At 60.4% G+C, this 26,471-nt stretch carries 25 protein-coding genes; 12 read left to right on the plus strand and 13 right to left on the minus strand.

All coding sequences use genetic code 11. The features are described 5' to 3' along the window. Positions 1-4 precede the first annotated feature (4 nt). From CUJ84_RS13340 to CUJ84_RS38770, 3 genes are all read right to left on the minus strand, one after another. Entirely contained in the window at positions 5-925 is a 921-nt protein-coding gene (locus CUJ84_RS13340; RefSeq protein ID WP_105006562.1) for an ornithine cyclodeaminase family protein, read from the minus strand. 86 nt (positions 926-1,011) lie between these two features. Next, complete coding sequence (locus CUJ84_RS13345) at positions 1,012-1,518, minus strand: GNAT family N-acetyltransferase (RefSeq protein WP_105006563.1); 507 nt, start codon at positions 1,516-1,518, stop codon at positions 1,012-1,014. 133 nt (positions 1,519-1,651) lie between these two features. Next, positions 1,652-2,077, minus strand: a complete 426-nt coding sequence (locus CUJ84_RS38770; protein WP_105006564.1) for a hypothetical protein — start codon at positions 2,075-2,077, stop codon at positions 1,652-1,654. Positions 2,078-2,389: 312 nt separating this feature from the next. Between CUJ84_RS38770 and CUJ84_RS13355 the strand changes: the two genes are divergently transcribed. Together CUJ84_RS13355 and CUJ84_RS13360 are read left to right on the plus strand one after the other, a co-directional pair. Then, positions 2,390-3,793 (plus strand): pyridoxal phosphate-dependent decarboxylase family protein, encoded by a 1,404-nt coding sequence (locus tag CUJ84_RS13355; RefSeq protein WP_105006565.1) that lies wholly within the window; start codon positions 2,390-2,392, stop codon positions 3,791-3,793. Positions 3,794-3,869: 76 nt separating this feature from the next. Next, positions 3,870-4,190: a low molecular weight protein tyrosine phosphatase family protein gene (locus tag CUJ84_RS13360; RefSeq protein WP_105006566.1), complete on the plus strand. Its 321-nt coding sequence runs from the start codon at positions 3,870-3,872 to the stop codon at positions 4,188-4,190. An 835-nt stretch (positions 4,191-5,025) separates the two neighbouring features. On the opposite strand, the gene CUJ84_RS13370 is transcribed toward CUJ84_RS13360, so the two are convergent. After that, positions 5,026-5,604, minus strand: a complete 579-nt coding sequence (locus tag CUJ84_RS13370; RefSeq protein WP_245457476.1) for a hypothetical protein — start codon at positions 5,602-5,604, stop codon at positions 5,026-5,028. Positions 5,605-5,909: 305 nt separating this feature from the next. Here CUJ84_RS13370 and CUJ84_RS13375 point away from each other — a divergent pair, with 305 nt between their 5' ends. Continuing rightward, positions 5,910-6,695 carry a class I SAM-dependent methyltransferase gene (locus tag CUJ84_RS13375; RefSeq protein WP_105006568.1) on the plus strand — a complete coding sequence of 262 codons (786 nt, stop codon included), beginning with the start codon at positions 5,910-5,912 and terminating at the stop codon, positions 6,693-6,695. 242 nt (positions 6,696-6,937) lie between these two features. On the opposite strand, the gene CUJ84_RS13380 is transcribed toward CUJ84_RS13375, so the two are convergent. The 3 genes from CUJ84_RS13380 to CUJ84_RS13395 all read right to left on the minus strand — a co-directional run bounded on the left by CUJ84_RS13380 (position 6,938) and on the right by CUJ84_RS13395 (position 10,281). Continuing rightward, a complete protein-coding gene (locus CUJ84_RS13380) occupies positions 6,938-7,360 on the minus strand; it encodes a TIGR02594 family protein (RefSeq protein WP_105006569.1) in 423 nt (140 codons plus the stop codon). Positions 7,361-7,861: 501 nt separating this feature from the next. Next, positions 7,862-9,037 carry an MFS transporter gene (locus CUJ84_RS13390; RefSeq protein ID WP_105006570.1) on the minus strand — a complete coding sequence of 392 codons (1,176 nt, stop codon included), beginning with the start codon at positions 9,035-9,037 and terminating at the stop codon, positions 7,862-7,864. 344 nt (positions 9,038-9,381) lie between these two features. Next, positions 9,382-10,281, minus strand: a complete 900-nt coding sequence (locus tag CUJ84_RS13395; RefSeq protein WP_105006571.1) for a LysR family transcriptional regulator — start codon at positions 10,279-10,281, stop codon at positions 9,382-9,384. A 191-nt stretch (positions 10,282-10,472) separates the two neighbouring features. Between CUJ84_RS13395 and CUJ84_RS13400 the strand changes: the two genes are divergently transcribed. After that, positions 10,473-11,789, plus strand: a complete 1,317-nt coding sequence (locus CUJ84_RS13400) for an MFS transporter (protein ID WP_105006572.1) — start codon at positions 10,473-10,475, stop codon at positions 11,787-11,789. A gap of 165 nt (positions 11,790-11,954) precedes the next feature. Here CUJ84_RS13400 and tyrS read toward each other — a convergent pair whose 3' ends face one another. Then, the gene (gene tyrS / locus CUJ84_RS13405; RefSeq protein ID WP_105006573.1) at positions 11,955-13,232 is read right to left on the minus strand and encodes a tyrosine--tRNA ligase; all 1,278 of its coding nucleotides are present in this window, start codon (positions 13,230-13,232) and stop codon (positions 11,955-11,957) included. 331 nt (positions 13,233-13,563) lie between these two features. On the opposite strand from tyrS, the gene CUJ84_RS13410 reads away from it, so the two are divergent. After that, the gene (locus CUJ84_RS13410; protein WP_105006574.1) at positions 13,564-15,465 is read left to right on the plus strand and encodes a potassium transporter Kup; all 1,902 of its coding nucleotides are present in this window, start codon (positions 13,564-13,566) and stop codon (positions 15,463-15,465) included. Positions 15,466-15,564: 99 nt separating this feature from the next. On the opposite strand, the gene CUJ84_RS13415 is transcribed toward CUJ84_RS13410, so the two are convergent. Further along, positions 15,565-17,148, minus strand: coding sequence for a Na+/H+ antiporter (locus tag CUJ84_RS13415; protein WP_105006575.1), 1,584 nt, complete (start codon positions 17,146-17,148; stop codon positions 15,565-15,567). Positions 17,149-17,710: 562 nt separating this feature from the next. Between CUJ84_RS13415 and CUJ84_RS13420 the strand changes: the two genes are divergently transcribed. From CUJ84_RS13420 to CUJ84_RS13440, 4 genes are all read left to right on the plus strand, one after another. After that, entirely contained in the window at positions 17,711-18,466 is a 756-nt protein-coding gene (locus tag CUJ84_RS13420) for an SDR family oxidoreductase (protein ID WP_105006576.1), read from the plus strand. A gap of 51 nt (positions 18,467-18,517) precedes the next feature. Beyond that, positions 18,518-18,922 (plus strand): cupin domain-containing protein, encoded by a 405-nt coding sequence (locus tag CUJ84_RS13425; protein ID WP_199788708.1) that lies wholly within the window; start codon positions 18,518-18,520, stop codon positions 18,920-18,922. A gap of 221 nt (positions 18,923-19,143) precedes the next feature. Next, complete coding sequence (locus tag CUJ84_RS13435) at positions 19,144-19,893, plus strand: SDR family oxidoreductase (protein WP_105006579.1); 750 nt, start codon at positions 19,144-19,146, stop codon at positions 19,891-19,893. 292 nt (positions 19,894-20,185) lie between these two features. Next, positions 20,186-20,962: a protocatechuate 3,4-dioxygenase gene (locus CUJ84_RS13440; RefSeq protein ID WP_105006580.1), complete on the plus strand. Its 777-nt coding sequence runs from the start codon at positions 20,186-20,188 to the stop codon at positions 20,960-20,962. A 91-nt stretch (positions 20,963-21,053) separates the two neighbouring features. On the opposite strand, the gene CUJ84_RS13445 is transcribed toward CUJ84_RS13440, so the two are convergent. The 3 genes from CUJ84_RS13445 to CUJ84_RS13455 all read right to left on the minus strand — a co-directional run bounded on the left by CUJ84_RS13445 (position 21,054) and on the right by CUJ84_RS13455 (position 23,025). Continuing rightward, on the minus strand, positions 21,054-21,830 hold the full coding sequence (locus CUJ84_RS13445) for a molybdopterin-binding protein (RefSeq protein WP_105006581.1): 777 nt from the start codon (positions 21,828-21,830) through the stop codon (positions 21,054-21,056). After that, positions 21,827-22,669, minus strand: a complete 843-nt coding sequence (locus CUJ84_RS13450) for a cytochrome b/b6 domain-containing protein (RefSeq protein WP_105006582.1) — start codon at positions 22,667-22,669, stop codon at positions 21,827-21,829. Before CUJ84_RS13450 ends, CUJ84_RS13445 begins: the two co-directional genes overlap by 4 nt. 86 nt (positions 22,670-22,755) lie before the next feature. Next, entirely contained in the window at positions 22,756-23,025 is a 270-nt protein-coding gene (locus tag CUJ84_RS13455; protein WP_105006583.1) for a pentapeptide MXKDX repeat protein, read from the minus strand. A 184-nt stretch (positions 23,026-23,209) separates the two neighbouring features. Here CUJ84_RS13455 and CUJ84_RS13460 point away from each other — a divergent pair, with 184 nt between their 5' ends. The 3 genes from CUJ84_RS13460 to CUJ84_RS13470 all read left to right on the plus strand — a co-directional run bounded on the left by CUJ84_RS13460 (position 23,210) and on the right by CUJ84_RS13470 (position 24,817). Beyond that, the gene (locus CUJ84_RS13460; RefSeq protein ID WP_027683988.1) at positions 23,210-23,758 is read left to right on the plus strand and encodes a sigma-70 family RNA polymerase sigma factor; all 549 of its coding nucleotides are present in this window, start codon (positions 23,210-23,212) and stop codon (positions 23,756-23,758) included. Continuing rightward, positions 23,755-24,399 (plus strand): NrsF family protein, encoded by a 645-nt coding sequence (locus tag CUJ84_RS13465; RefSeq protein ID WP_105006584.1) that lies wholly within the window; start codon positions 23,755-23,757, stop codon positions 24,397-24,399. Before CUJ84_RS13460 ends, CUJ84_RS13465 begins: the two co-directional genes overlap by 4 nt. A 136-nt stretch (positions 24,400-24,535) precedes the next feature. Then, complete coding sequence (locus CUJ84_RS13470; RefSeq protein WP_105006585.1) at positions 24,536-24,817, plus strand: nodulation protein; 282 nt, start codon at positions 24,536-24,538, stop codon at positions 24,815-24,817. Positions 24,818-24,928: 111 nt separating this feature from the next. Here CUJ84_RS13470 and CUJ84_RS13475 read toward each other — a convergent pair whose 3' ends face one another. Continuing rightward, positions 24,929-26,419, minus strand: a complete 1,491-nt coding sequence (locus CUJ84_RS13475; protein WP_105006586.1) for a right-handed parallel beta-helix repeat-containing protein — start codon at positions 26,417-26,419, stop codon at positions 24,929-24,931. Positions 26,420-26,471: the final 52 nt, after the last annotated feature.

Below are 26,471 nucleotides of genomic sequence, written 5' to 3' on the forward strand. Positions count from 1 at the left end.
TGGCTCACTGCATATCCAGGATTGCCGAAGCGACGACGACTTCGGTTCCGGCCAGCCCGACGGAGCAAAACAGGGTCGTATCCTCGGGCGATCCCCGACCGGCCACTTTCCCGGCAATGATATCGGCAAGGTCGGCCATGCGATGCTCATTGCCGGAGCCGGTGAGGAAAAAGGGCGAAGCATAGGCGCGCGTCTGTTCGGGAGAGTCCGTCGCGATCACGGCTGCGACATCGGCGATATCCAGGCCGAGTTCGTATCCCTCATGTGTTTTCGGGCCGACGGTGTTGACGTGCACGCCGGGTTTCAAATCCCGCGCATGGATGACGGGCATCTGGCTCGTCGTCGCGCAGATGACGATGTCGGCACCATCGACGGCTTCAGAGGCGCTGCCGGCAGGCTCCACTTCAATATCGAAGGCCTGCTGCATCTCAGCTGCAAAGGCGGCGCAACTTTTCTCGTCGCGGCTAAAGACGCGGGCGCGGTCCAGTTTCCGAACGGCGGCAGCCGCGGCAAGCTGGGTTCGTGCTTGGGCTCCACTGCCGACGATCCCGACGATCCTGGCATCCGGCGCACTAAGGTGGCGGATCGCGACTCCTCCGATCGCACCGGTTCTGAGGTTGCCGAGACGCTCTCCGAGAACAATGCCCTTGAGCTTCGCATTGTCAGCCGACCACACCGCGACGATCTGCGAATGCTCCGCCCCGTCGAATGTTTCATAGACCCGGAAGCCCGCGAGCGGTGTGTCGCCGAGGATGCCGCCGACGGTGAAGACAAGATCGCCGCGATCGGGAAACGAGACATGATGCCGGGGCGGAGAGATCAGCCGATTGCCGGCTCTCGCGAGAAAGGCGGTCTCGAGCGCATCGATTGCGACCGCCATCAACGCGCTGCCGACCAGATCCTCGTCTTTCAGAATTTTCGTCACGGCCGAACCTCCAGCCCATGCCGGCATGCTGCAACCCCAACCCCGCTTGAGGTTAATAGGTGAGGCAAGCCGAAATGCGCTGAAACCTAACCGACCAGACGGCGAGCCATCATGACGTCGTCGATCTCCCTGCCCTCCTCCAGAACCCCGGCGGGAATCCTGCCGATCTCGGAAAAGCCTTCCCGCTGATAGAACCGTATTGCCGCCGGGTTCTCCGCGCTGACGAAGAGTTCCAGCTGCAGGATGCCGATATCGCGCGCGTGATCGGCAACCGCGCTGAGCAGCTTCCCAGCAAGGCCCGTTCCGCGCAGGCTCCTTCTTATGTAAACCATGATGATCGTCGCGCGATGGACCATCTTGCTCGACCGCTGCCGAAGCAGGCCCGTTATGCCGACAGGTTCGCCATCCTGAAAGGCGATGAAAACCGGCTCGTTCAGGCGATTGCGCCACTCCTCGAGAGAAAGAGCCGCCCAGTCTTCGTAGCGGCTTGCAAAGAGGGAAGGTTCGGTGCGAAGCGCTTCCAGACGGATGCGCCGGAAAGCCTCCACTTCGTCTGCCTGGATATGTCTGATCGTCGTGCCGCTTCCATCCATCGGGACCTCCTGCAAGATGAGAGGTACTCTCAATACAGATGGCCCCAGCCGTCAACCGGTGTCAGGAAGCTTGGTACTTTAGCATATGCTCGGAGTTACGAGATCGAACGGAATCCATCATCTCAAGCGCCGATCACTGCGCTGGGCTCCCCAGCCGACCGCCCTTCCGGATGACCGGTCCATCGGTTGGCCCGACTGCCGATTGATCGGTCGGCCTCACGGCCGGTTCGTCGGTCGGTCCGCCCACTGGTTTACCAGTTGGCCCGTCGACCGGCTGGCCGGTGGACCGGACGACCAAGGGATCGGCTGGCTGGACGGCGGATTGATCGGTTGTTGGCCCGGGCACCGACTCCCCGGTTGCCGCGGGCGCCGGCTCGCCGGTTGCCGCGTTCAACGGCTCACCGGTTGGTCCGGCCGCTGATTGCTCGGTTGGCTTGTCGATCGCGAATGGTACAACTTCACGGATGATGAAGAGAAGAACTATCCCGACCAACGTGCACGTAAGCGCGTAGAGAAGGAAATATTTCAGTGCACATACCCCGTTGATTGGCAGCACCAACTTGACAATGGTGCAAATGATATTTCCACATTATTGAACGATACTTGAAAAAAGGCAATCATTTTTAACAAGAGCCACGAAATTTCAAAAATGCACAGAACGGGATAAGGTAGTTATTGTAGATATTTAGGAAGCGCCTCCCCGATGCTCAATTTGTCTTGAGGTCTCGGCACGCCCAAGGAAGGCCCCGGAACCCAGATCCGGGATCTGCCAGGCGAAGACAGCCCCGGCGATATCGGCTAGATTGCGTGTGCCGGCAGCCTGCTTTCGAGGGTGAGGCCCTCCAGGATCGGTGGCGGCAGGGGGATCCGCATGACGGCAATTGCATCTCTGTTTCAGGAAGCCGCCCGCCTTGCGGCGGGATTCCGGCAGGCAGCGCCCGCCCGCCATGTGCCTGTCCACGATTACGCAGCCTCGCTTGCCTGTTTCGAAGAGCCGCTGCCGGCGGCCGGTTCCGATATGCTTGATGTCATCAGGCGTCTCTCGGACGGCGCCGAACCCGGGCTGCATGCGACCACAGGGCCGCGCTTTTTCGGCTGGGTCATCGGCGGCTCCCATCCGGTCGGCGTTGCGGCTGATTTCCTCACCAGCGCCTGGGGCCAGAATGCCGGAAACCATGCCGTTGCCCCGGCCGCGTCTGCCGTCGAGACCGTCGCGGCGAGATGGCTCCTCGATCTCCTGCAACTGCCGGCCGAAAGCTCGGTCGGTTTCGTCACGGGTGCGACGGTGGCGAACTTCACCTGCCTTGCCGCCGCACGCCGCGAGGTGCTGCGCCAGGTGGGTTGGGATGCCGATGCCAACGGCCTGTTCGGCGCCCCCGAGATTACCGTGCTGATTGGCGACGATGCCCACACAACGGTGTTCTCCGCGCTGCAATTCCTAGGCCTCGGCCACGATCGCGTGCTGCGCGTGCGCACCGATCCGGTCGGCCGGATAGACCCGGCCGCGCTGGCGGGCACACTCGATACCGTCTCTGGACCTGCCATCGCCATTCTCCAGGCGGGGCAGATCAATACTGGCGCCTTCGACGATTTCGCCGCCATCATCCCGTTGGTGAAGGCGAAAGGCGCCTGGGTGCATGTCGATGGTGCCTTTGGCCTCTGGGCGCAGGCATCGATGAAGACCAGCCACCTCAGCCGCGGCATCGAAGCGGCCGACAGCTGGGCGACTGACGGCCACAAATGGCTGCAGACGCCCTATGATTGCGGCTATGCCATCGTCCGCGACGAACTCGCCCATCGCCGCGCGATGACGATCGCCGCGAGCTATCTGCCGCTCGCCGGGCAAGGCGAACGCGATCCCTCCCATTATGTGCCCGAGCTTTCGAGAAGGGCACGCGGCTTTGCCACCTGGGCGATGCTGAAACATCTCGGCCGCGACGGCATCACCACCCTCATCGATCAGTGCTGCGCCTCAGCGCGGCTGATCGCCGATCTCCTGTCGCGGCAACCGGGCATCGGCATACTGAACGACGTCGTGCTGAACCAGCTCGTCATCCGCTTCGGAACGGACTTGCCCCCCGAAGAAGGCGACGCGCTGACGCGAAAGACGATCGAAAAGATCCAGGCGGACGGCATGATCTTCGCCGGCGGCGCCAAATGGCGCGGCCGCGACGTCCTGCGCCTCTCCGTCACCAATTTCCAGACGACATCAGATGAGGCGCAACTCGCCGCACAAAGCATTATCACCGCGTTCAAGAGTGTCAGTCGAGGGTGACGCATCAACTCCCTTGGTTCGCCCGAACACGGAATTGTGCTATCGCCGGCCCTGTTCGCTTGAAGAGAGAAGAAGCGTGAAAAACGTCCTGTTCGTCTGCAGTCAGAACAAGCTTCGCAGCCCGACGGCCGAACAGGTCTTCGCGAGCTGGCCTGATATCGAAGTCTCCTCGGCCGGCACCAACAATGATGCCGAAAATCCGTTATCGAACGAGCTGATCGAATGGGCCGATATCGTCTTCGTCATGGAGAAGGCTCACCGCACGAAGGTCCAGGGCAAGTACCGGTCAGCTCTCAAGGACAAGCGATTGATATGCCTTCATATTCCCGATGACTACGATTTCATGGACCCCGCGCTCGTGCAACTGTTGAAGGCAAAGGTGCCTCGGCATCTCTAGGTTCGATGGTCTCGATCCCGAGACCTATCTAGGCGACGTCCTTCCCGATTTCGGCGATGAACCTTCCGTTTACGCTGCCCATTTCTTGACCCTATATTTCTGCTGTCAGCGGCAGATGCCAGAACGGCAGGAACCGAGCGAGATGCCAAAAAATGCCCGGAAGAAAGTCATCAGAGCACCTTTTGTCGGCGGAATCGTCCACTTCGACCACCGCAAACCACTGCTTTGAGCTTCTGGTCGGATAATAGTCCTCGGTCGGATAATAATACCTCGTGTAGCATTGAGACGGCCGTGTTCCCTTCGGCAAAATTCCAACCCGAATGAGATCCTGAAGGGTATCCCGTTGAGCCGATATCTCCTTGTCGATGAAATCGGCGACAATCGCCCGGAGTTCAGGATAACTGGCGACGCAATGGCTTAAGGCTTGCTCCTCGTTGCCCCGATGTGCGGAGACGATGTAACCGACGCTGCCGGCGACTGGCTTGTGCGCGCCAAGCTTGCTTCCATCCAGAACCGTGTGACCTTTCAGGACGCCGAGCTTTTCGATCAGCGACCGATATCATTCGATCTGGTCGTCCACCCGATCCGAACAAAGAACCAAAGTCTGTGGCGTCATCTGGTCTTTCAGATCGGGCGTTGACCACTCAATCGCCCAGGGGGCGCCGGCGTCGGCAGGGGCTCCAGTGCGGGGATTTCTCGCACCGCCGCAACGGCGGGCGAATATGCCGTGAGAAGGGCAATGGCAAACATCGTGCCCTTATATAACATAAGCGCTGCCTGCGAACGTGGTCCCAACTGCCTTCATCTAACAGCCCGTCTCTCTATCATCCATTTCTCATGCCTCGCGATTAGAAAGAACGTGGCTTCTGATCATGTGAATCGAGATATTCAGCAATTTCACCCCGACGCGTCCCCGACCATTGCCCTGACCAAATACACTTGCGAGTAAATGATCATAAACTTCCAGTAGAGAGAGCCACAATTCGTCACCGCCTACCTCTTGCTTCACCTCTGCACCTTTCTGAAGTGCCTCCCAATACTCCATGACAAGATGAACGATCTTAGGATCACGCTCTGCCAGTTCAACCAATTGCCGTAACATCCCGGCAGTTCCCTGTTCAAAGCGCGTTTCACCGGACGCTTCATCGCGATACGAGAGATCGACCACAAGTTCGTCGTCGGGCGCAACCTCATAATGGGCCAATTTTTCTGGCGCGCATTCGGGCGGCACATATATTGCGAAGCCGTTGTCTTGATTGTCGTTGAGCTTGAGAAACGCGTCGCGCATAAAACTTGGCAGTTTCTCCACTTCTTCGGGCGCGATTTCTTGCAGCCGGGCGAACCAGGCTCGGAAGTCTCGACTGTGCCATAAAGCTCTCAATTCGCTCTGTTGTTCATCTGCAAGAGCAGTCACAATCCTTCCCTCCATTTCTCCACGTGGCTCAAACCTGCATTACACCGCGCCTGGGAAAAGAGCTATGTCGGGGCGCATCACCGCCTTCGCCGGCCTTGAGCGCTCCGAAGTGTAAAGGCTTCGCTTCCGTCCCTGACGCGGACGCAGCAATGGATGCCCAATCCGATGTTCTGTACCGGGCGATTAACGTTCCCGAATGTCCAGGCAGGCAGCATTGCCTGCCTCCTTTTAGTCGCCCGTCTTCCCATTGCCACACGCTCCGCTTATAGCTCCCCGCCCGTTCCGATCGCGCGAGGAGGAGAGCCATGAACGCCAATGATGTCGCCGCCCATTGGGAGAGCAATGCCGAGACCTGGACGATCTATAGCCGCGCCGGCTACGACAAATACCGCGACGCGCTGAACACGCCGGCCTTTCTGGAGATGCTGCCGACGGTAGCAAACCTTGCCGGGCTCGATCTGGGCTGCGGCGAAGGCTCCAATACTCGCGCGGTCGCCCGCCTCGGCGCCCGCATGACCGGGCTCGACATCGCCCCGACCTTCATTCGCTATGCCCGCGAGAGCGAGGCAGAAGCGCCGCTCGGCATCGACTATGCGCTCGGCGACGGCCAGAGCATCGATTTCCCGGAGGCAAGCTTCGATTTCGTCACCGCCTTCATGTCGATGATGGACATGGCCGACCAGCGCGAGGTGCTGAAGGGCATCCATCGGGTCCTGAAGCCGGACGGCTTCCTGCAGTTTTCGATCCTGCACCCGTGTTTTGTGCCGCCGACGCGCCGCAATATCCGCAATCAGGCCGGCGAGCCCATCGCGGTGGAGATCGCCGATTATTTCGATGAGAGCGACGGCCGGATCGATCGCTGGATCTTCTCCTCCATCCCCGAGGCCGAACGGGCGAGGCTGACGCCGTTTGCCGTCCCGCGTTTTCACCGGACGCTGTCGACCTGGGTGTCGATGATCGTCGAAGCGGGACTGACGATCGAAGCTTTCGGCGAGCCCATGGCCTCAGTCGAGGTGGCGCTCGCCGAGCCAATGGTCGCCGATACCCGCATCGCGCCGATCTTCCTCCACGTCAGGGCGCGCAAGACCTGAAAGCCCAGTTGCCGGGCAGCTGCCGTCGAGGTTGGAACGATTTTTAAGAAGCCAAACTTTTCCGGGAAAGCCCGAAACATCAGCGGCAAAAACTGCCTGCCTGTTTTATTTAAAGTTATCCCCTTAAAAACCTCTCTATCAACGGCAAGATATTGAATTCAATTATCTTTTGCAGACAAGAGGTTTTTAAGGAGCGATACTTCGCCTTTTTCAGAAGCGATGCCTGCTCCCTTAGGCCGGCATCATCGTCGCACCGCGACGACCGAACTGGCGCGATAGCGCGACAGCTGCACCCGGTTGGATTGGTTGCCGCCGAACAGGTAGACGTACTGCCGGCGCTGGTCGATGTGATCGAACAGGCTGACATGAAAGCGCCGACCGGTGCGGATCACCACGACATCCCCTCGCCTGGCGGAGCGGACACCGACCGGCTTGCCGAACTTCCTCCAGGACACCGCCATGTTGGGGTTGGGCGGCGGTTGCCGCGAAGATCGCTTGGCGACAAAGGCCAGGAACGCCCCGCACCACGATACTCTGCGCGGATTGATGCTGAGGAAGGAGATGGAGCGTTCGTGCATGCTCTTGTACTTGGACGCCGTGCCGAGCATGTCCGCCTCACAGGGCACGGCAAGCGCCATGAGGACGATGACGAGAATAACCTTCATAGTTACCCACCATTGTTTGTATAATGTTGAAATTCCGAAATGTGGCGAAGAATAAAACAGGCGCGGCAACGTAGATGCGAATTATGGCGTGATTTAGAGACAACTAATACTGGCATTTTGGCGGCAGAAATTTGTCCGAAGCGAGGCGCGGAGCTGCGGAGGCGAGCCTCCCTTTGCGGCCGGACACGGCCATCGCAAACCCCGCAAAACATATGTTTTGCTAGGCCGAAAGGCTGGAGTTTCACCATACCAACCAGGTCCATTCAAAGGAGATGGACTGCGTTCGCAATGCTTGAGCAGCAAAACCATTCGCCAAGAGTTGACGACAGCGCGCGGAATTAGCTCCTCACCTATACGAGCTATATTTCCGATGTCCGTTCATAATACTTCGACGTGATGGGAAATACATTGCGCTCGCCCAATTCACCAGCGAAAGCCGGAGGTTGCCCCTCCGGTTGCGGACGTGAACGACCTTACGACAGAGGAGGCCGGCGTGGCGTGTCAACCGTGTGGTTGCGCCGGTTCGGGTTGGCCTGTGACCGGGGCGGGATCAGCAGCAAGTGCCCTGGTGACCAGGAGTGCTGCGGCGAGAACAGGGACGACCGCCCAGTACGAAAAGCGGATGCCGAAGTGTTCGGCAACGAAACCGAGCAATGGCGGCCCGGCGAAAAACACAAGGAACGTCGTCTGCCCGAGCGCTGCAACGTTGACGGGTGCGGGTCGATCCGTGCGTCGGGCCGCAGCCGAGATGGCAAGCGGATAGATTGAAGAGCAGCCGATACCTGTCAGGCCAAAGCCTGCGAGCGCGACAACAGGGTGTGTCGCCGTCGCAACCATGACAACACCGATGGTCGCGATCCCAAGGAGAGTGATTGCGACCGGCCGCGGATTGAAGCGGTCGATGAGAGGGTCCATCCCGAGACGCCCGATGGCGATAAACGAGGAGAAAATGGTCACGCTAAGCCCGCCGACGAAGGGTTCGACCGCGAATACGTCGCGCATATAGATCGCCGACCAATCGACGCTTGCGCCTTCGGCAAGAAGCGGTGCTGCGGCGACAAGGCAAAGGGGGAGCAGTCCGATCGTGGGAAAAGCAATGATCGGCGTATCTCCGGGGTGAGCGTCCTGCCGCAGGGGCGCATTCTCGATCCCGGAGAAAACGATCGACCCGGCAATCAAGACCGTCACGAGGACGATGAAGGTATGCAGTTCGATGGAGACGGCAGCCTGCCGCATGCCGGCGGCAACAAGGGCGGTGATGCAGAAGCCGAGGCTCCACATACCGTGAGCCCGGCTCATGATGTGGTACCCAAGCAGCGCCTCATGGCGATCGGTTTCGATATTGGCGTTGATCTCGAATGCTCCGGTGAAAACGCCGGCAATGAAGAACAATGGTACCGCCAGAAGAGCTGAAGGCATCCAGGGGGGCAGCGCGAAAAACAGCGACGCACCGAAGACGGTGACGAAGGCGGTCGTGCGCGCACCGAGCCTCTCGATGAACCTCACCGAGAACGTCAACCCGCAGAGAACCCCGGAGGACAGGACGGCGAGCAGAAGGCCAAGCTCCCCTTCCGTCAGGCCAAACTTGAGCTGAAGGTCGGGCAGCCGCGAAACAAACGCCCCCAGAGAAAGAGCCACGGCAAACTGAATGAAGAAAATACGGTGGTGCGGCTTCATCTCGGGGACACTGCTCCGATTGGGGCGGGATTGAAGCCCAGGCATCCGACGGCATAGCTGGGCATTCCGACGAAATGGCGACCGGCTCGGACACCCGCGGCCTCAGCATTATCGACCACCTTTGCTGACAGCCCCTGTCAGCATGATGCAGCCGCCCGTAATTTCGCAGTGGTTGGCAGCCGCTCACGACTGATGTCCACTTATTGGCGCCACCAGCGATCACCATTCGGCGCTGCCAAGCAGCAACTCTCGCTCCCTGCATCAACGGGAGGCTGCACTGCATAAGATCGCGGATCACCTCCGCGGAACGGGAACGAAACGCTTGCTTTGGCGGGGCGACGCACTCAGTTCTTTGAGTGGAACGTCTCAAAAATCAGCGCCCTCAGCCAGCGATGCACGGGATCTGCATCCATGCGGGGGTGCCACGCCTGCACGATGTTGAAACCCGACACGGCTATGGGCAGATCAAAGGTCTTGATATGGCTTATCGCGGCAGACTTACAATATGACTTCGGAATCGAGCCGATCAAATCGGATGCCGCAGCAACTGCTATCACCGCCGGAAAGCTTGGCACGATCAGCCTGACATCACGGACATGGCCCAATTCGGCGAGCGCCCTGTCGATCGGACCGGCGAAATCCGCTTGCATCGAGAAGAGCACGTGGCCCCAGGCGGCATAGCGCTCGGCCGTTATCCGATCTGCATCGAAGATCGGGTGCCCTACCCTTGCGAGGCCGACATACTGATCCTCGAAAAGGGTTTGGCAACGCAGCTCCCCGCTGTCTCGCGGGAGGACACCGATGTCCAAATCTATGGCCGCGTCCCTCAAGGCCTGAACGTCCTTGTCCGATCTCGGCGCAAAGCGAAGCCTTATCCCCGGCGCAGCGTTCGTCACAGCGGCGCTCAGAACTGCGGCGTAGAGAAGCACGAATGCCTCATTGGCACGGATCGTGAAATGGCGCCGCACCTCCCGAATCTCCACCGTCGACGGCGGACTAAGCACGGCTTGCACGGCTTCTTTCAACAAATGTACCTCGGCACCAATCGCCAGGGCATGAGGCGTCGCAACCATGCCGCGCCCCGCCGGCACAAGGATCGGATCACCCAGCGCGGTCCTCAACCGTGACAGCGTCCGGCTCATGGCGGACGTGCTGAGGCCAAGCCGACGAGCGGCGGCCGATACGCTCTGCTCGCGCAGCAACGCATCCAGCGCCACCAAGAGGTTAAGATCGAGATCAGACATGGCTCAATTCTATTCAGGCATGGCGCCATACGCAACGGTCAATTGATTTTGTTGCGTCTGGCGCGGGCAATCAGCAAAGCCTAAGTAGTCGACCGTCCAACAAACATCGAGGAGTTTTCATGTCCCTCACCTACACCGCACCAATTTCTCAAGACGGCCTGGCGTCGCCTCGACGGTACCTGGCTATTGCCATGTTGCTTCTTACGCTTGTTCTTGTCGTTTTGGACGGAGCCATTGCCAATGTCGCCTTACCCTCGATCGCGGTCTCTCTGCACGCCGACGCGGGTAGCACCGTATGGGTCGTCTCGGCCTATCAACTGGCCGTGCTCGTTGCCATTCTTCCATGTGGTGCGCTGGGTGAAATCTACGGCGCGCGGCGGGTCTTCCTGATCGGCGTCGCGCTGTTTACCGTGGCTTCCGCGGCCTGCGCCTTCGCGGGCGACCTTCCCTTGCTGATCCTTGCTCGTTTCGTGCAGGGCTTGGGAGGTGGCGCGATCATGGCGCTTGCCATGATGAACTTGCGCTCGGCCGTGCCGCAGCACATGCTGGGTCCCATCATCGGCATCAATGCCATGGTCATCGCAATTTCTTCCGCTGCCGGCCCCGGCATTGCCGGTGCCATCCTTTCCGTCACCACCTGGCCTTGGCTGTTTGCAGTCAATATACCACTCGGCGTCATCGTTCTGCTCGGCGGCGGTCTGCTCGGGCAAATTCAGGGCGCGAAGCGTAAGCTGAACGCGAAGGCGATTCTGGCCAACACGCTGATGTTCATCCTTTTCTTCTGCGGCGCCGACCGGATAGCGATCGCGCCGATAAGCGGCGCCGTCCTCATTGCCGCCTCGCTGGCCTGCCTTTTCGTCCTGCTGCGCCTTGAACGGAACAGTGACGCACCAATCGTTCCCACGGACCTGCTGGCGGCACCGGCATTCCGCGTGGCGGTCATCGCCTCGATAGCGTGCTTCTGCGGCCAGATGCTAGGCTACATCGCGCTACCCTTTTACCTTCAACACACGTTGCACATGACGCCGGTTCTGGCCGGTCTATACATGATGCCCTGGCCTGCCGCGACCGCGATCATCGCGCCCATTTCGGGACGTTTGGCAAACCGCGTCAAGACGGCATGGCTTTGCGCCATCGGCGGCGCGCTGCTCGCCCTGGGCCTCCTGGTGGTCGGATTCGCCCCGCCCGACCCGAGAGGTATCGCGTTTCTCGTCGGCACTGTGATCGCCGGCCTCGGTTTCGGACTGTTCCAAACGCCGAACAACCGAATTCTCCTTCTGTCGGCACCGAAAGCCAGAAGCGGCGCCGCCGGCGCCATGCAAGGCACCGCGCGGCTTCTCGGCCAAACCCTGGGTGGGATCTGCATGTCGATCATCTTCGCAACATTTTCGTTGTCGAGCGCGCTCGAATTTGCGGTCGTCACTGCGGGCGGCTGCGCGGCAATAGCGAGCCTGGTCAGCCTGAGCCGGGCTCGCTACGAAGTGGCGAGACAGCCTGGAGCGGCTTGAACAGGCGGTGCGCGGTCGTCCGGGTGAACGAGGGCGTTCTGCCCTCGGCTGTTCTCTCTCGTTGCATGAAGACCGCTGCCGCACACGCTGCCAGATCAAGCTTGTATCCATGGGAGCGCGACAAAGTGGTCGACTTGGCCCGCTCCCCGAATTGAAGACACCACACTAAACCGACTGAAGGAGGACCTGTCGCTTCTTGCCGACCGATAGCCGGATCACGCCGTCCTGAACGTCGGAGTCGCCAAGCCGCATTGCCTCGTCGTTTACACCGCCGCCGTTCACCCGAACCCCGCCACCGACGATCAATCGCCGTGCTTCGCTTTTCGATTTGGCGAGCCCGGCGGCGACCATGGCGTCGACAAGCGGAAAATCGCCGCGAAGGTTATCCGGGAGCCTGACCGTCGGGAGACCAGCCGGTACCTCGCCCGCTTCGAAGGTGCGCCGGGAGGTTTCGGACGCTTGCGCTGCCGCATCTGCCCCGTGGCACAGGCTGGTGATCTGGTCGGCAAGGATCTTTTTCGCTTCGTTGATCTCGGAATCCCGAAGCACGTCGAGGCGTGCAATTTCACCTAAGGGTAACTCGGTGAACAGCCTGAGAAAACGACCCACATCGGCATCCCCGGTGTTTCTCCAGAATTGCCAGAACTCATAGGGCGTCAACCGGTCGGCGTTTAGCCAAACCGCCCCCGAAACGCTCTTGCCCATCTTCGCGCCCGACGACGTCGTCAGCAGCGGGGCAGTCAATCCAAACAGGGTGCGTCCGCCAATCCGCCGTCCAAATTCAACGCCGCTGACGATATTGCCCCACTGGTCGGAGCCACCCAGTTGAAGCAGGCAGCCGCGGCTTTCTGCGAGGACATGAAAGTCGTAGGCCTGCATGACCATGTAGTTGAATTCCAGCAATGACAGTGATTGCTCTCGTTCCAACCGTTGGCGCACGCTCTCTGATGTGAGCATCCGGTTGACTGAAAAATGCGGCCCGATATCGCGCAGGAAATCGAGGTAGTTGAGCCCGCCCAACCAGTCGGCATTGTTGACCATGACTGCATCGGTCGGGCTGTCCCCGAAAGCGAGGAACCGCTCGAAGACACGCCGGATGCCGATCAGGTTTTTCGTGATCTGCTCTTCGCTGAGAAGGGGACGCGACGTGTCGCGGAAGCTCGGATCGCCCAGGCGGCTTGTTGCACCGCCAAGCAACGCAATGGGTTTGTTGCCGGTCTTCTGGAACCACCGCAGCATCATGATCGGAATGAGATGCCCGACATGCAGGCTGTCGGCGGTGAGATCGAAGCCGTTATAGGCTCTGCCGGCTCCTGAACAAAGCCAATTGTCCAATGCTTCCAAGTCGGTGCATTGATGCAGGAAGCCGCGCTCGCTCAAAGTGCGAAGAAAGTCGGATCTAGGTCCGGTGGGCTGAGAGGATAGTATCACGAGGGTCTCCATTTGGGCCGATGAGGCCGGAGACCATCTGTTGACACACGTGCCGCCGACCGTGCGGCGTCTCGAGTGTCAGGAAATGACCTTGCGCCGCTCTATGGGAGCAGCGTGTAATAGAAGCTCGAAAGGTTCAGGGCGCAGGTCATGCATCCTTTTTATCATGCGACAGCGCAATCGCAAGGGGATGCGAACTGACGACATTGAACGGATCGCAACGCCACCCTCCCATCCCCGCATCCACCCCTCACAAAAATATTCGCACCCGCATCAATTTGCTTGCCGTTCTGCAATGCGGCATATGTTTGTTCTCATAGGCAAGTGGCATGAGCGGGGAACCATGACGTCGACGCATATGGATAAGACGGGGGATGGCGTCGGCAGGAAGGGCTTTGTCGGGCTGGTCATCGGCGCGGTCGGCGTCGTCTACGGCGATATCGGCACTAGCCCGCTCTATGCCTTTCGCGAGGCGCTGAGGCCGTTTGCCGCCGATGGCGTGCATGAGACCGAGGTCATCGGTCTGATTTCGCTGATGGTCTGGACGCTGACGATCATCGTGACCTTCAAATATGTGCTTTTCCTTCTCAGGGCGGACAATGACGGCGAAGGCGGCGCGCTTTCGCTCCTTGCCCTCCTGATGAAGAAGATGGGACGAAACGTGCCGGTGCTCTTCTTCGCCGGCCTGATCGGCGCTGCCCTCTTCATCGGCGATGCGATGATCACGCCGGCCCTGTCGGTGATGTCGGCGCTCGAGGGCCTGAAATTGATCACACCCGCCTTTGCCGAATACGTCCCGCTTGCATCGGCGGCGATCATGATCGTCCTCTTTGCCGTCCAGTCGAGGGGAACGGCCGCCGTCTCCAAGCTTTTCGGGCCGATCACGGTGTTGTGGTTTCTGGCCATGGCGGCCGGCGGCCTGATCCATATCGGCGATGACTGGAGGATTCTGGCCGCGCTCAATCCGGCCAATGCATTCCTGTTCCTCACCCATGCCGGCAGCGTCGGCCTCATCGTGCTCGGCGCCGTTTTTCTGACGGTGACGGGTGCCGAGGCGCTCTATGCCGATCTCGGGCATTTCGGACGCCGCCCGATCCAGATGGCATGGTTCGTGCTCGTCTTTCCCGCATTGCTGCTGAACTACCTCGGGCAAGGCGCGCTGGTTCTCGCTCATCCCGAAACGGCCGGCAACCCGTTCTTTCTGATGTATCCCGACTGGGCCTTGCCGCCGATGGTTCTCCTGGCGACGATGGCAACGATCATCGCCAGCCAGGCGGTGATAACAGGCGCATTTTCGCTGTCTCGCTCGGCGGTTCACCTCGGCTTCCTGCCGAGGCTCAGGATCAAGTTCACGTCGGAGACCAATACCGGCCAGATCTACGTGCCGGCCGTCAATCTTCTCCTGCTGGTCGGCGTACTGATGCTGATCTTTTCCTTCGGCGACTCCGAGTCGCTGGCGACCGCCTACGGCATCTCCGTGACTGGAACCATGGTCATCTCGACCATGCTGGTCTTCCAGTTCCTTCGGGTCGTCTGGGGCTACTCCCTCGTGCTCGCCGCCGCCTGGCTGCTGCCGCTCTTCACCATCGAAGTCATGTTCCTGGCGGCCAACCTGCTGAAGATCTACGATGGCGGCTGGGTTCCGGTCGCCCTTGCGCTGGCGATCATGATCCTGATGTGGACATGGACCCGAGGCCAAGCCTATCTGAAGAGACTGCGGGCCAACAACGAGATCCCGCTCGATTCCTTCATCAGGTCGATCGAGCGAAAATCGGACCATTCGCCGGTGACCGTTCCGGGAACGGCAGTCTTCCTGACCAGCGTTCCGGACCGGACGCCGAACGTTCTGCTCCACAATCTCAAGCACAACCACGTGCTCCACGAACAGAACGTCATCCTGACCGTGTGGACCGAGGACGAACCTTATGTCCCCGACAGCCGCCGCATCAAGATCAGCCAGCTCTCGCCGCGTTTTGTGCGCCTCGACATCACCTTCGGCTTCATGGACGACCCTGATGTCACCAGGGCATTGGCTCTCTGCCGCGAGGGCGGCTTCAAGTTCGAGATCATGAGGACTTCCTTCTATCTCGGCCGCCGGAACCTCGTCAGAACGCCGAACACTGGGCTGCCCGCCTGGCAGGAGCGCATATTCATGGCGCTGGAGGGCTTGGCCATCGATCCGTCCGACTATTTCAACCTGCCGTCCAACCGCGTCGTCGAACTCGGCGAACAGATCGCCATTTAGGGCAGGACGCCGCTTGGCGGCGACATCAGGATCGCGCCGGTATCAGCCCCGGTATCGCAATGCGTTGACGATGATGTCGAAAGCGCGAGGCGCTGAACATCACGCCTTGGCCGAGATCGCGCTCAGTTCCTCGAGATCGAGATCCCGTTCCAGCTCCCGTAGCGTCTCGTCATCGATGTCGCCGGCCCGGTGGAGCCGGATGAGTTCCCGGCGTCCAATTGCCACCGCTTCGAGAATGACGTCGAAATGCGCATGCAGCACCGGCATGTATTGCTCGGTTTTCTCGGCATAGTCGACGATCGACGTGGCCCGGCGCTGGTAGCGCTCCAGCAATTGCGGGTGGATGAGTTTTCCCTCCGCGTCATAGGCCAGGCTCTGGACGATCCCGAACTGCGCCTGCGCCATGGCGGCTTCGGCCTGGCTCATCGTCAGGCGCGCTCTTTCCGACTCCGGCTCCACCAGCCGCGCCCAGGCAATCACCCGCCCCAATGTCGTGCCCTGTATGAGCACGGTTCCGAGAATGACGGCGAAGGCCGTCACGAGGATGAAGTCGCGGCCGGGAAATCCTTCCGGCAAGCTCAGCGCCAAAGCAAGCGTCACCACGCCGCGCACGCCGGCCCAGCTGAGAACGGTGGCGCCGCCGACGCCGAGCGGCGCGGCGCGTGTGAACCCCAGGGCAGTGCATAACCTGATGACGAAATCGGCGGCGAAGACCCAGGCAAAACGCGCGAGCACGAGCGCCACGAGGATCGCCAGCATCGGCAATCCCATGGTCGCGATCACGGTGGCAAAGCCGCCGCCGCGTTCGACGACATCCCGGAGCGACAGCCCGATCAGGATGAACACCGCCGCTTCCATCAGGAAGATCATCACCGTCCAGAACGAGATGCCGCGCATGCGCATTGCGGCTGAGAGCACGGTGTGCTGGTGCCAGCTCATGATCAGGCCGGCGGTAACCGTGGCGATGACGCCGGAAACATGCAGCTGCTCGCCGAGCAGATAGGCAATCCAGCCGAGCAGCACCGAGGCTGCGATGATGAGATATTCGTCGCCGAGACGCCGGACGAGTTTGACCCATGCCGTTCCCACAACGATGCCGACGACGGCGCCGCCGAGCGCCAGCACGAGGAAGCTGCCGGCCGCCTCCCCCGCGCTGAAGGCGCCCGTTGCGGCAGCGGCAACGGCAAAGCGGAAGAGAACCAGGCCGCTGGCATCGTTGAGCAGGCTCTCGCCTTCCAGCAGAATCTGAAGCCGCCGCGGCAGCCTGACCCGCTGCAGCACAGCGCGCGCCGCAACCGCATCAGGCGGCGCAACGATCGCGCCAAGGGCAGCGCACGCCGCCCAGGGAAGCGACGGAAAGATGAGGTGGGCCACAACGGCGACGACCGCGCAGGTGAAGAACACCGCGCCGACGGCAAGCGAGGCGATGCCGATCACATGCCGCCGCAACCGCCCGGCGGCAATGGACCAGGCGCCGTCCATCAACAGCGGCGGCAGGAAGATGACCAGCACTAGCCCGGGATCAATTGATATCGCCGGCAGCCCCGGCACAAACGCCAGCGAAGCACCACCCGTCAGCAACGCCACGGACGGCGGCAATCCGAGCCTGTGGGCGGCATAGTGCAGCGCGATGATCGCAAGAAACATCGCGATGACGAGCTCGAACAAGTGTGTTGGTTCCATATGCCTCTGCCCCGGCTCGGAAACGAATCTTGGATGCCTACGGCATTCTTCCTTAAATCGAAATCGATCTAGGGAAGAATGCAGCAATTCAAAGTGTTACAGCGTCCTTGCACATCTGAACAGACGCGTGGCGCTGCAAACGCCGCCGGCCTGGCAACGGCTGCTCCCGAGGCAGCCGGAGACAATTTTCGCTTTGTGCTATCAACGCTCGGTCTACACCTAGCGATTTCCTTCAGAGCTAGCCGTATTGAGCTTGCTTGGAACCGCCCTCACCTCAATCACACCTCAATGATCCGCCCGGCACATGTCATGTGGCGACGCTGAATCTCCGCGCGCCATTTGAGTTGCGCCTGATCGCATTAAGGAGGATTCTGCCTGGCACCGCGATGCCAGGTTCGGTCTCGGCTGACCTCAGCCATGGCGACGATATACGGCGACTTGACTTGTCCAAGCCTCAAACGTCTTTCGCGGCTCATTCCGACTTGCGTGATCTAGATCTGAGACATCTGGCCCGAAAGGGCATCAACACCGACCCGAAGGGGCGTCAAAAGGGAGGTTCGTCATGAAAATCGTTCTTATCGGCGGCACCGGGCTCATCGGGTCCAAGACCGCGGCGCGTCTGCGCGCTAAGGGCCACGAGGTGCTGGCCGTCTCGCCAAGCACCGGCGTCAACACCATCACCGGCGAGGGCCTGGCGCAAGCGCTGGCCGGCGCCGACGTCGTCGTCGACCTTGCAAACTCACCGTCGTGGGAAGACAAGGCAGTCCTCGATTTCTTCGAAACCTCGGGCCGCAATCTGCTCGCTGCGGAAGCCAAGGCCGGCGTCAAGCACCATATTGCGCTCTCCATCGTCGGAACGGAGCGATTGCCTGAGAACGGCTACTTCCGGGCCAAACTCGCCCAGGAGAAACTCATCAAGGCATCGCCTATCCCCTACACGATCGTCCATTCCACCCAGTTCCTAGAATTCCTGAAGGGCATCGCTGATGAAGCCACCGTCGGCACCGTCGCGCGTCTTTCTCCCGCAGCTTTCCAGCCCATCGCATCGGACGACGTTGCCAATGCGATGGCGGACGTCGCGCTTTCAAAGCCGCTTAACGGCACGATCGAGATTGCCGGGCCTGAGCGCGGCCCCATGCACGAGATCGTTGCCCGTTATCTCAAAGCGATCAACGATCCTAGAAGGGTCGAGGCAGACGTTCATGCGCGCTACTTCGGGTCTGAACTGGACGATCGATCGCTTGTGCCCGGCGAGGGCGCGAGGCTCGGCAAGATCGGCTTTGAGGATTGGTTTCGACAGTCCCAACGGCCGACCTAAATCAAGGCATCAAACCCACATCCGCGTTCAACGAGCAGAAGGATTACGGCAATGAATTCAGCTTTGTCATCGCTATGTGTGTCGGCCACGGTTTGCCTTTTTGGCACTTTGGCGGTTGCCGCCGAAGACGGCGCAGCCGTCACACCGCTCGTGAAAAAGAACCTTCCGAATTATCCCGGCAAGGAAGGGCTGATGATATCGGTCGAGTATGAGCCGGGAGGTTCCTCGCCTATTCACAAACATGAGGCGAATGCATTCGTCTACGTTCTGGAGGGCTCGATCGTGATGCAGGTCAAGGGCGAAAAAGAAGTCACCTTGTCACCGGGAGAGACCTTCTACGAAGGTCCTTCCGACATTCACCTGGTCAGCCGCAATGCGAGCAAGTCCAAACCGGCGAAGTTCATCGTCGTGCTGCTGAAGAAGAAGGACGCTCCGGTTGTCATGCCGGTGAAGTGACATTCAGATGGGTGGCGACGAACCCGGGTGTCCTTGAGGCGACCAATTCCTCTTTCGTCATGCTCGGGCTTGTCCCGAGCATCTGCTGTCGGCGTAGCAAATGTCAGGCACAAGGCCGAGGATGACGTCGAGTAAAGAGCGAGGTTGTCGGCAACCCCCGAGGCGTCCTTGGCAGCCAAGGCGTCCAGATCGCAGTTCAGCACAACAAATGGAGCAAGCAGATGAAAATTACGGTCATGGGAGCGAGCGGGCGCATCGGAACGCGGCTCGTCGAGGATCTTCGACAGGCAGGTATCGAAGCGGTCAGCGCATCCCCGTCTCTTGGCGGAGTCGACAGCGTGACAGGAGAAGGCCTGAGGTCAGCCATAGCAGGAGCCGACATCGTCATCGACGTCACCAACGCCGCGTCATTTGGCGACAGCTCGGCGCTGGCGTTTTTCAAGGCCTCCACCCGGAATCTGCTGGCGGCTTCCGCGGATGCAGGCGTCGGCCACTATATCGCCCTTTCCGTGGTGGGAACGCCTCGCCTTGTCGAAAGCGATTATTTCCACGCCAAGATGGTGCAGGAAAATCTCATCCGGGCAGCGCGGCGGCCCTATACCATCCTCCATTCCACGCAATTCTTCGAGTTCATCGGCGGCGTGGTCGACATGGCGGCGGATGGAGACGGCTTCCGGCTTCCCTCGGCGTCCATACAGCCCATAGCTGCCGACAACGTTGCCGAAATTCTGGCCGAACTGGCGATGGGAGCAGCAAGGAATGACACGATAGAGATCTGCGGGCCTGAGCGATTCGGCCTCGACGAAATTGCCCGCATGCACCTCACCGCGAACGAAGACACACGCCAGGTCATGACCGACAACAGCGCCCGCTACTACGGCGTCGAACTGAACGACGACACATTGCTGCCGCGCAAGGGGGCACGGACGGGTTCGCTGCGCTATGGCGAATGGCTGTCTATGTCAGACTGACCGTTGATGCGCTAGGAAATGGCTGCGTCACCGACGCTCCGGCTTCAGTCTCCGGAGCGAGGGCCACCCATGGCTCGCGTTCAGCGACGATACCGCCGCCAGAACCAGCGGTGGCTACTGGTATCACCGCGAACGGCACAGGCCCACTGCTGACGTTCTGGACCCGGCCTTCCAGGACCAGCTCATGGACAAGCTCGCTGAGCTGACAGGCATAAAGCTTTTCTGCTCAGATTTAATTGGAATTTCTGGTCTACCCTCCTTAAATCCTGCGTCTTGAGGCAAAGGAAGACAGATGAAAAGGCGGACCCTTGTGCTTGGGGGTGCGGCCATTGTCGCATCATCGGTGACTGCGGCGGCAATCTGGCCGCGGCGGCATATCACTGTTGCCGCCGGGACATTCGACTGGAAGGGAACGGATTTCGCAAGCGGCGGCACAAAGTCAATCGCCGTGGAAAAGCTGCCCGCGCCGCTCTTTCGCACCCGTCCGAATTGCGTCGTGACCGTCGCCCAGACCCTTGGCCCCTGCCATGTCAACAATATTCCGACCCGTCAGGATGTCTCGGAAGGAAAGGCAGGACTCCCTTTGCGGCTGGCCGTTCGTATCGTCCATGCGGCCGATTGCCGGCCGGTCGAAAACGCCGATATCGAGATCTGGCATACCGATCACCGCGGTATCTATTCCGGCCGTGAGGCTGCGCAGATGTGTACGCTTGGCGATGCCGAGGCCATCAGCGGGCTCGCCTTTCGCGGCCGCCAGCTGACGAATGGAAACGGGCAGGCAAGCTTTCTGACGGCCTATCCCGGATGGTACCAGGGCCGCACGCCGCATGTTCACTGCCGCATCCTTGTCGAAGGCAAGGAGCTTCTCGTCAGCCAGATCTATTTCGACGATGCGCTGAGCGACATCATCTATGGCGAGCATCCCGACTATCTCGGGCGCCCTGCCCGCGATACATGCAACGACGAAGACGGCATCATCCCGGAGGACGCTGCTGATCACATCTTCGATTTCGAAAAGCTCGACGGCGGCGTGCTGTCCGCCACCATCACGATCGGCCTTTCTGCCTGAGCTCCGCACCCACGACCACGACTACCTCGCCGGCCGTGGAATCCAGCACGAGGAAAAGGTCAAGATCGGCATGTCGGTCGGAGCACGCCGCCTATATGCCCGCATACCATTCATAACCGCGATCCTCCCAGAAGCCGCCATTGCCGCCGTAAAGCTGGCCGAGATCGGCGACGGCCTCGATGCCGGTCAGGTATTTTGCCTGCTTGTAACCGAGCTGCCGCTCGACCCGGAGCCTGAGCGGCGCGCCATGGGCGACTTCGAGATCGCGGCCGTTCATGGTGTGGGCAAGGATCGTCTGGGGGTGGAACGCATCGATGAGATCGATACTTTCATAATACCAGCCGCTGCCGTCGAGCGTCTTTTCGTATTCGTCGGCGCAGTGGAAAACAATGTAGCGGGCTTCGGGTTTCAGACCCGCCGTTTGCAGCAGCGCGCCGAGCGGCACGCCGGTCCATTTGCCGATCGCGCTCCAGCCTTCGACGCAGTCATGCCTGGTGATCTGCGTGCGGGCCGGCAGGGCTTTCAGCTCCGCCAGCGACAGCTGCATCGGCCTGTCGACCAACCCGCCGACCTCAAGCCTCCAGCTCGAAAACCGTTGGTTCATCCAGTCGATATAGCGGGCATTGTCGGGCATGCTCGTGCCGTTGGCGCGGAAGGACGGCGAGATATCGTCTTCCGTGAACTCGCGGGCGAGCGCGTCGTCGCCGAGCAGAAAGCGCTGCGTCTTCATGCTGAAGCCTTCGGCGATCTTGAGCACGGATTTCGTCCGATGGCTCTCGACGAGGGCATCGCAGCCGGCAAGCCCCAGCGCCGATGCCGTCATGGTCGCGCCGATCAGGAAACGACGCCTGGTAATAATGCGGCTCATGATTTTCCTCCCTGCCCGATGTCGTAATAACCGGTGATCATCGAGCGCAGATTGTTGAATACGCCCGAAACCAGCACCATCGCCACATGCACGGCCACGAAGGCGACGAGCGAGAAAGCGGTCAGGAAATGTAGCGTGCGGGCCGATTGCCGGCCGCCGAACAGATCGAGCAGCCAGGGCGCGACCGCATTGAAGCCCGGCGACATGGTAAGCCCGGTCCCGATCATCAGCGGCAGCAGCACGAAGATTACGGCGACATAGGCAAGTTTCTGCAGCGTATTGTAGTGGCGTGCTTCTGGCCCCTTGGGAAAGCGCAGCCGGGCGTGACTGACGATCTCATGGCCGAGATGCGAAGGCTTCAGCTCTTCGGCCGCCGGCAGCAGATCGCGACGGAAATGCCGGCTGACAAAACCATAGGCGAGATAGATGAAGCCGTTGATGACGAACAGCCAGGCAAAGAAGAAATGCCAGCGCCGGCCAGAAGCCAGATCCTGGTAACTCGGCAAAGTCAGCCAGTTCGGAAAACCGCGCACAGTAGCGTCGCCGTCGACGTTCGAAACTCCGAGAACGCCGGTCGTTGTAAAGGCGAATGCGCCGACGCGCGTCACACCCTTCAGCCCATCGCCTTCCTGCTCCGCCTCCATGGAAATGAAGGACGGATCGTTGTCTGCGCCGTACTGGCCCCAATAGAGCGCCGGATGGGCGTTGAAGATCTGCAGGCCGCTGTAAAGCAGCACCGTCATGCACAACACATTCACCCAGTGCGACAGGCGCACCAGCAGGCCATGGCGATAGAAGAGCGTGCCTCCGCTCCTCATGCCGGCATCGGTCGTGGCCATCGTAATTCCTCCGGATCGGCGTAAAAGGTCTTCGCGAGAACAGACGCGGCCGCTGGCGATAAAGTTTCAGCGGCCGCGGCCAAAGCTTACTTCATCGCGTCGCAGGCCTTCATCATCGTGTCCTTCTTCATGGTGTCCTTCTCCATGCCGGCATTGTGCGTGCAGTCGGCCTTGGTGCTGCCGGTCGCCATGTTGTCCTTCTTCATCGCGTCCTTGGACATCGCATCCTTCGACATGGCGTCGGTCTTCATGCTGTCTTTCTTCATCGCATCGCTGCTTTGGGCGTTGGCGACGCCGGCAAGCGACAGGCCGATGACGAAGGTGCAGGCGGCAAGGCTGGAAAGGATCTTGGTCATGAGGGTCTCCTCGGATCGATTGACATGTCCGCCGACACTCGCCGACGGCTCACAGTCCTGAATTCGATCCCCTTGCGAAGGCGGTTACAGCCCTCACGCTTATGTGATAGCGCTAACCCGCCGGAAGATTTTTGAATCGGCCTGTAACCAAAGCGTCATCCACGCGAATGACATTGCAGACGACATGACGAGCGCCCATTCGGAACAAGCACTGAAGATGCTGATGCTTCTTTCCCTTGACGGGGACGAGGCGGCCTATCGACGTCTGCTCGTGACGTTGCGGACCCTGCTCGTCGGTTATTACGGCGGACGTATCGGCACTACCGCAAAATCCGACACGGAAGATCTCGTGCAGGAGACGTTGCTGGCGCTGCATTCGCGCCGGGCGACTTATGACAGGGAGCGGCCGTTCACCGCGTGGTTCTTCTCGATTGCCCGTTACAAGCTGATCGATCATCACCGGAAACATGGCGGCCGGTACAAGGCGGAAATGGAGCTGGACGAGGAGATCGAAGACGATTTCAGGGAGGATGCGATTGCAGCGCGCATGGATGTCGAACGGCTGTTGAGCGGCCTGCCGCAGCACCAGCAGGAGCTGATCCGTCAGGTCAAGCTCGAGGGGCAGTCGGTGGCCGATACGGCAAGCCGCACCGGACAGTCGGAATCGGCGGTCAAGGTCGGCGTTCACAGAGGCATCAAGGCGTTGGCGGCAAGATTGCGAGGTGGAATGTGAGAGAGACTGAGGACGTGATCGACAGCCTTGTCCGGGATCTGAAGCCGGTGCCGAGACATGCGCTCGAACGCCGCTTCGCGCTCGCCATCCTGACTGCTCTGGCAATCTCGCTGCTACTGATGCTTGTCGTCGTCGGCCTTCGCACCGACATGGCGCAGGCGCTGATGCTGCCCGTCTTCTGGATCAAGTCTGCCTACAACGCCCTGCTCGCAATCGCCGCCTTCGCAACCGTTTACCGCCTGTCCCGGCCGGATGGCTCGGAAGGCCGCTTTTTCGGGATTGCCGCGGCCATCGTACTCGCCCTCGCCGTCATGGCAGTCATCCAGCTCGCTTTGTCGCCGGCCGCAAGCTACCCCGTGCTGGTGCTCGGCTCCTCCGCCCTGCATTGCCCGTTGCTGATCTTTGCCTTTGCCATGCCGATCCTGATTGCAAATACCTGGGTGCTGCGCGGCGGCGCGCCGAGCAACCTCGGCATCACGGGATTCATCGCCGGCATTGCCGCCGGCGCATCCGGCGCCTGGGTCTATTCCTGGTTCTGCACCGAAAACGGCCTGCCCTTCGTCACCCTCTGGTATTCGCTCGGCATCCTGCTCACCGGCGCAATCGGCGCCCTCCTCGGCCCCCGCCTCCTGCGCTGGTAGCACCGGCCATTTGCGGCGCCGCGCCGACAATCCTTCATCCGGCATGAAACCAGACGCAGCATTCCTGCGTACTACTCCGGGGATGAGTTCTGCGTACCCCCCGGATAGGAAAACACAGGCAGCGAGGGATGATGGCATGGTCAGGAAAGAAGGGGTAGCCCACCTCACCAGGCGAGCCGCTGAGCAAGGGTTGGCCAGGCTGATGATGAGGCTACCTGCGACGCGGGCAACGATCAGAGCGACCGCGGCGAGCCAGCCCCATTTTTATGAATTATGCGGTACCTACGGCGAAGCCTGCGCCGTCCTCGATCGAATGCGCCGGGATAGATCGGCCGATCCCGCAATCATCACCGAATACGAGATAATCTGCACGGAAATCGAAGTCGACGTCATCAGGATCCTGCTCGGCGATCAATGAGCCCCGCAAGCGCCGGGGCGGACCGCCACCGCGATGATTCAACGCCGTATTAGGTTTGTGGTCCACAGCAGCATCGAACCGGGTAATGCAACGTTTGCTGCCGGATCCCTATCAGCCCAGCAAGCCATCCACATGGATGGATATGCTCAGCGTATCCGTGTCGAAATGATGCGCAGTCCCATCGGAGATCTTATAGTGGAAAGTGTCGCTCACGTCTCCGCTAAGCCCAGCGAGCTTCGCCGCGTCGGCCGTATAGGTGTAGTCGCCATCACTGTCGACATGGATGGTGCCGTAATTGCCGGTCAGCGTCAGGCCGTTCTTGTCGACGATTGCACCCTCGAAGCGGCGAAGCAGCACGGTTCCATTGGCTGAGCTGTCGTTTTCGAGCAGATTGCCATGATGAGCGCTGTCGATGTCGGATGAGATCTTCAAGCTGTCATGGGTTGCGACAATCGTCGGAACCGCTTCCGCATGCGTCGTATCGCTGGCCGCGAGACTATAACTCGCAAGCGTTGCCGCCTGGGCCTCTTCGAGCGTCGTGTTGTTGCTGACGGGAAAGGTGTTCGCGGCGATGATGGCGGGGGATATGCTATAAGGCGTCACATCGCTGGCGATGACATTGTCGTGGAAGGAGCCGGATGCTGGTCTGTCGACCTTCAGCGCAGCCTGCGACAGGTCGTCGAAGACGTTGCTGTAGATATTGATATCTTCGCGAACATAGGTGGGGGTGCCGGCGGCGCTGACCGCCACGCCCCATACGCCATCATGGATGTAATTGCCCGAGATATCGTAGTCCCGCGTGTCGCCCGTGTCGCCGAGACCGATGGCGTAGGACCAGCTGTAACCGCCATATCCGGATATATCGTTGTCGTGGATGGCAACGTTCGTGCCCGCCTGAGCGCTGACCCCGAAGCCACCGCCAACCAGCGTATTGTCCTCGACCACCGCATTCACAGGCCGGATGAGCGTCAGGACGCCCTTTGGACTGGCGGCACCCGTCTGGTCGATATAATTGCCGCTGATCAGGATATTGCTGCTGTCGTTCATCTGCACGGCATCTGCCGTGGTGCCGTGGCTGTTCGTGATGGTGTTGTTGAGGAGATTGACGCCGTTGATCTTCTCGATCCAGACGCCGTCGCCGTTCACGTCGTTGATCGTGCTGTTCTCGATGGTGATGTTCGAACCGGTCCTGAACGTGACGGAACCTGACTTGCCCGCCAGTCCGGTGTGATCCACCTCGACATTGCGCACGGTCCAGTTCGAAACATAGCCGCCGTAAATGGCCGCGCCGCCGGTGTCCGAGATCTTGAGGTTCTCGATGACGATGTTCGATGCATAGAGGCTGTGGATGCCGTCGCCGGGGCTATGGATGACCGGCGCATCGCCGACCCCGTAGCTGCCGATGGTGACCGGGGCATTCACTGTGCCGGAATATTTCAGGTCGAGCTGATCGTTGAACACGCTTCCGGCGGCGAGCAGCACGCTGTCGCCCGGCTGCAGCTTCAAGTTTTCCACCGCCCAGAACGATGCAAACGGCGTGTCCTCGCTCGTTCCACTGTTGCCGTTGGAGCCTATCGCTGGATTCACATAATAGATTGTCATATCGCCTTGTTCTCGAATTGCCGCGCAGCCCTCTGGATCGGCTGCGACGCGT

The sequence above is a fragment of the Rhizobium leguminosarum genome (assembly GCF_002953715.1).
Classification (GTDB): domain Bacteria; phylum Pseudomonadota; class Alphaproteobacteria; order Rhizobiales; family Rhizobiaceae; genus Rhizobium; species Rhizobium leguminosarum_V.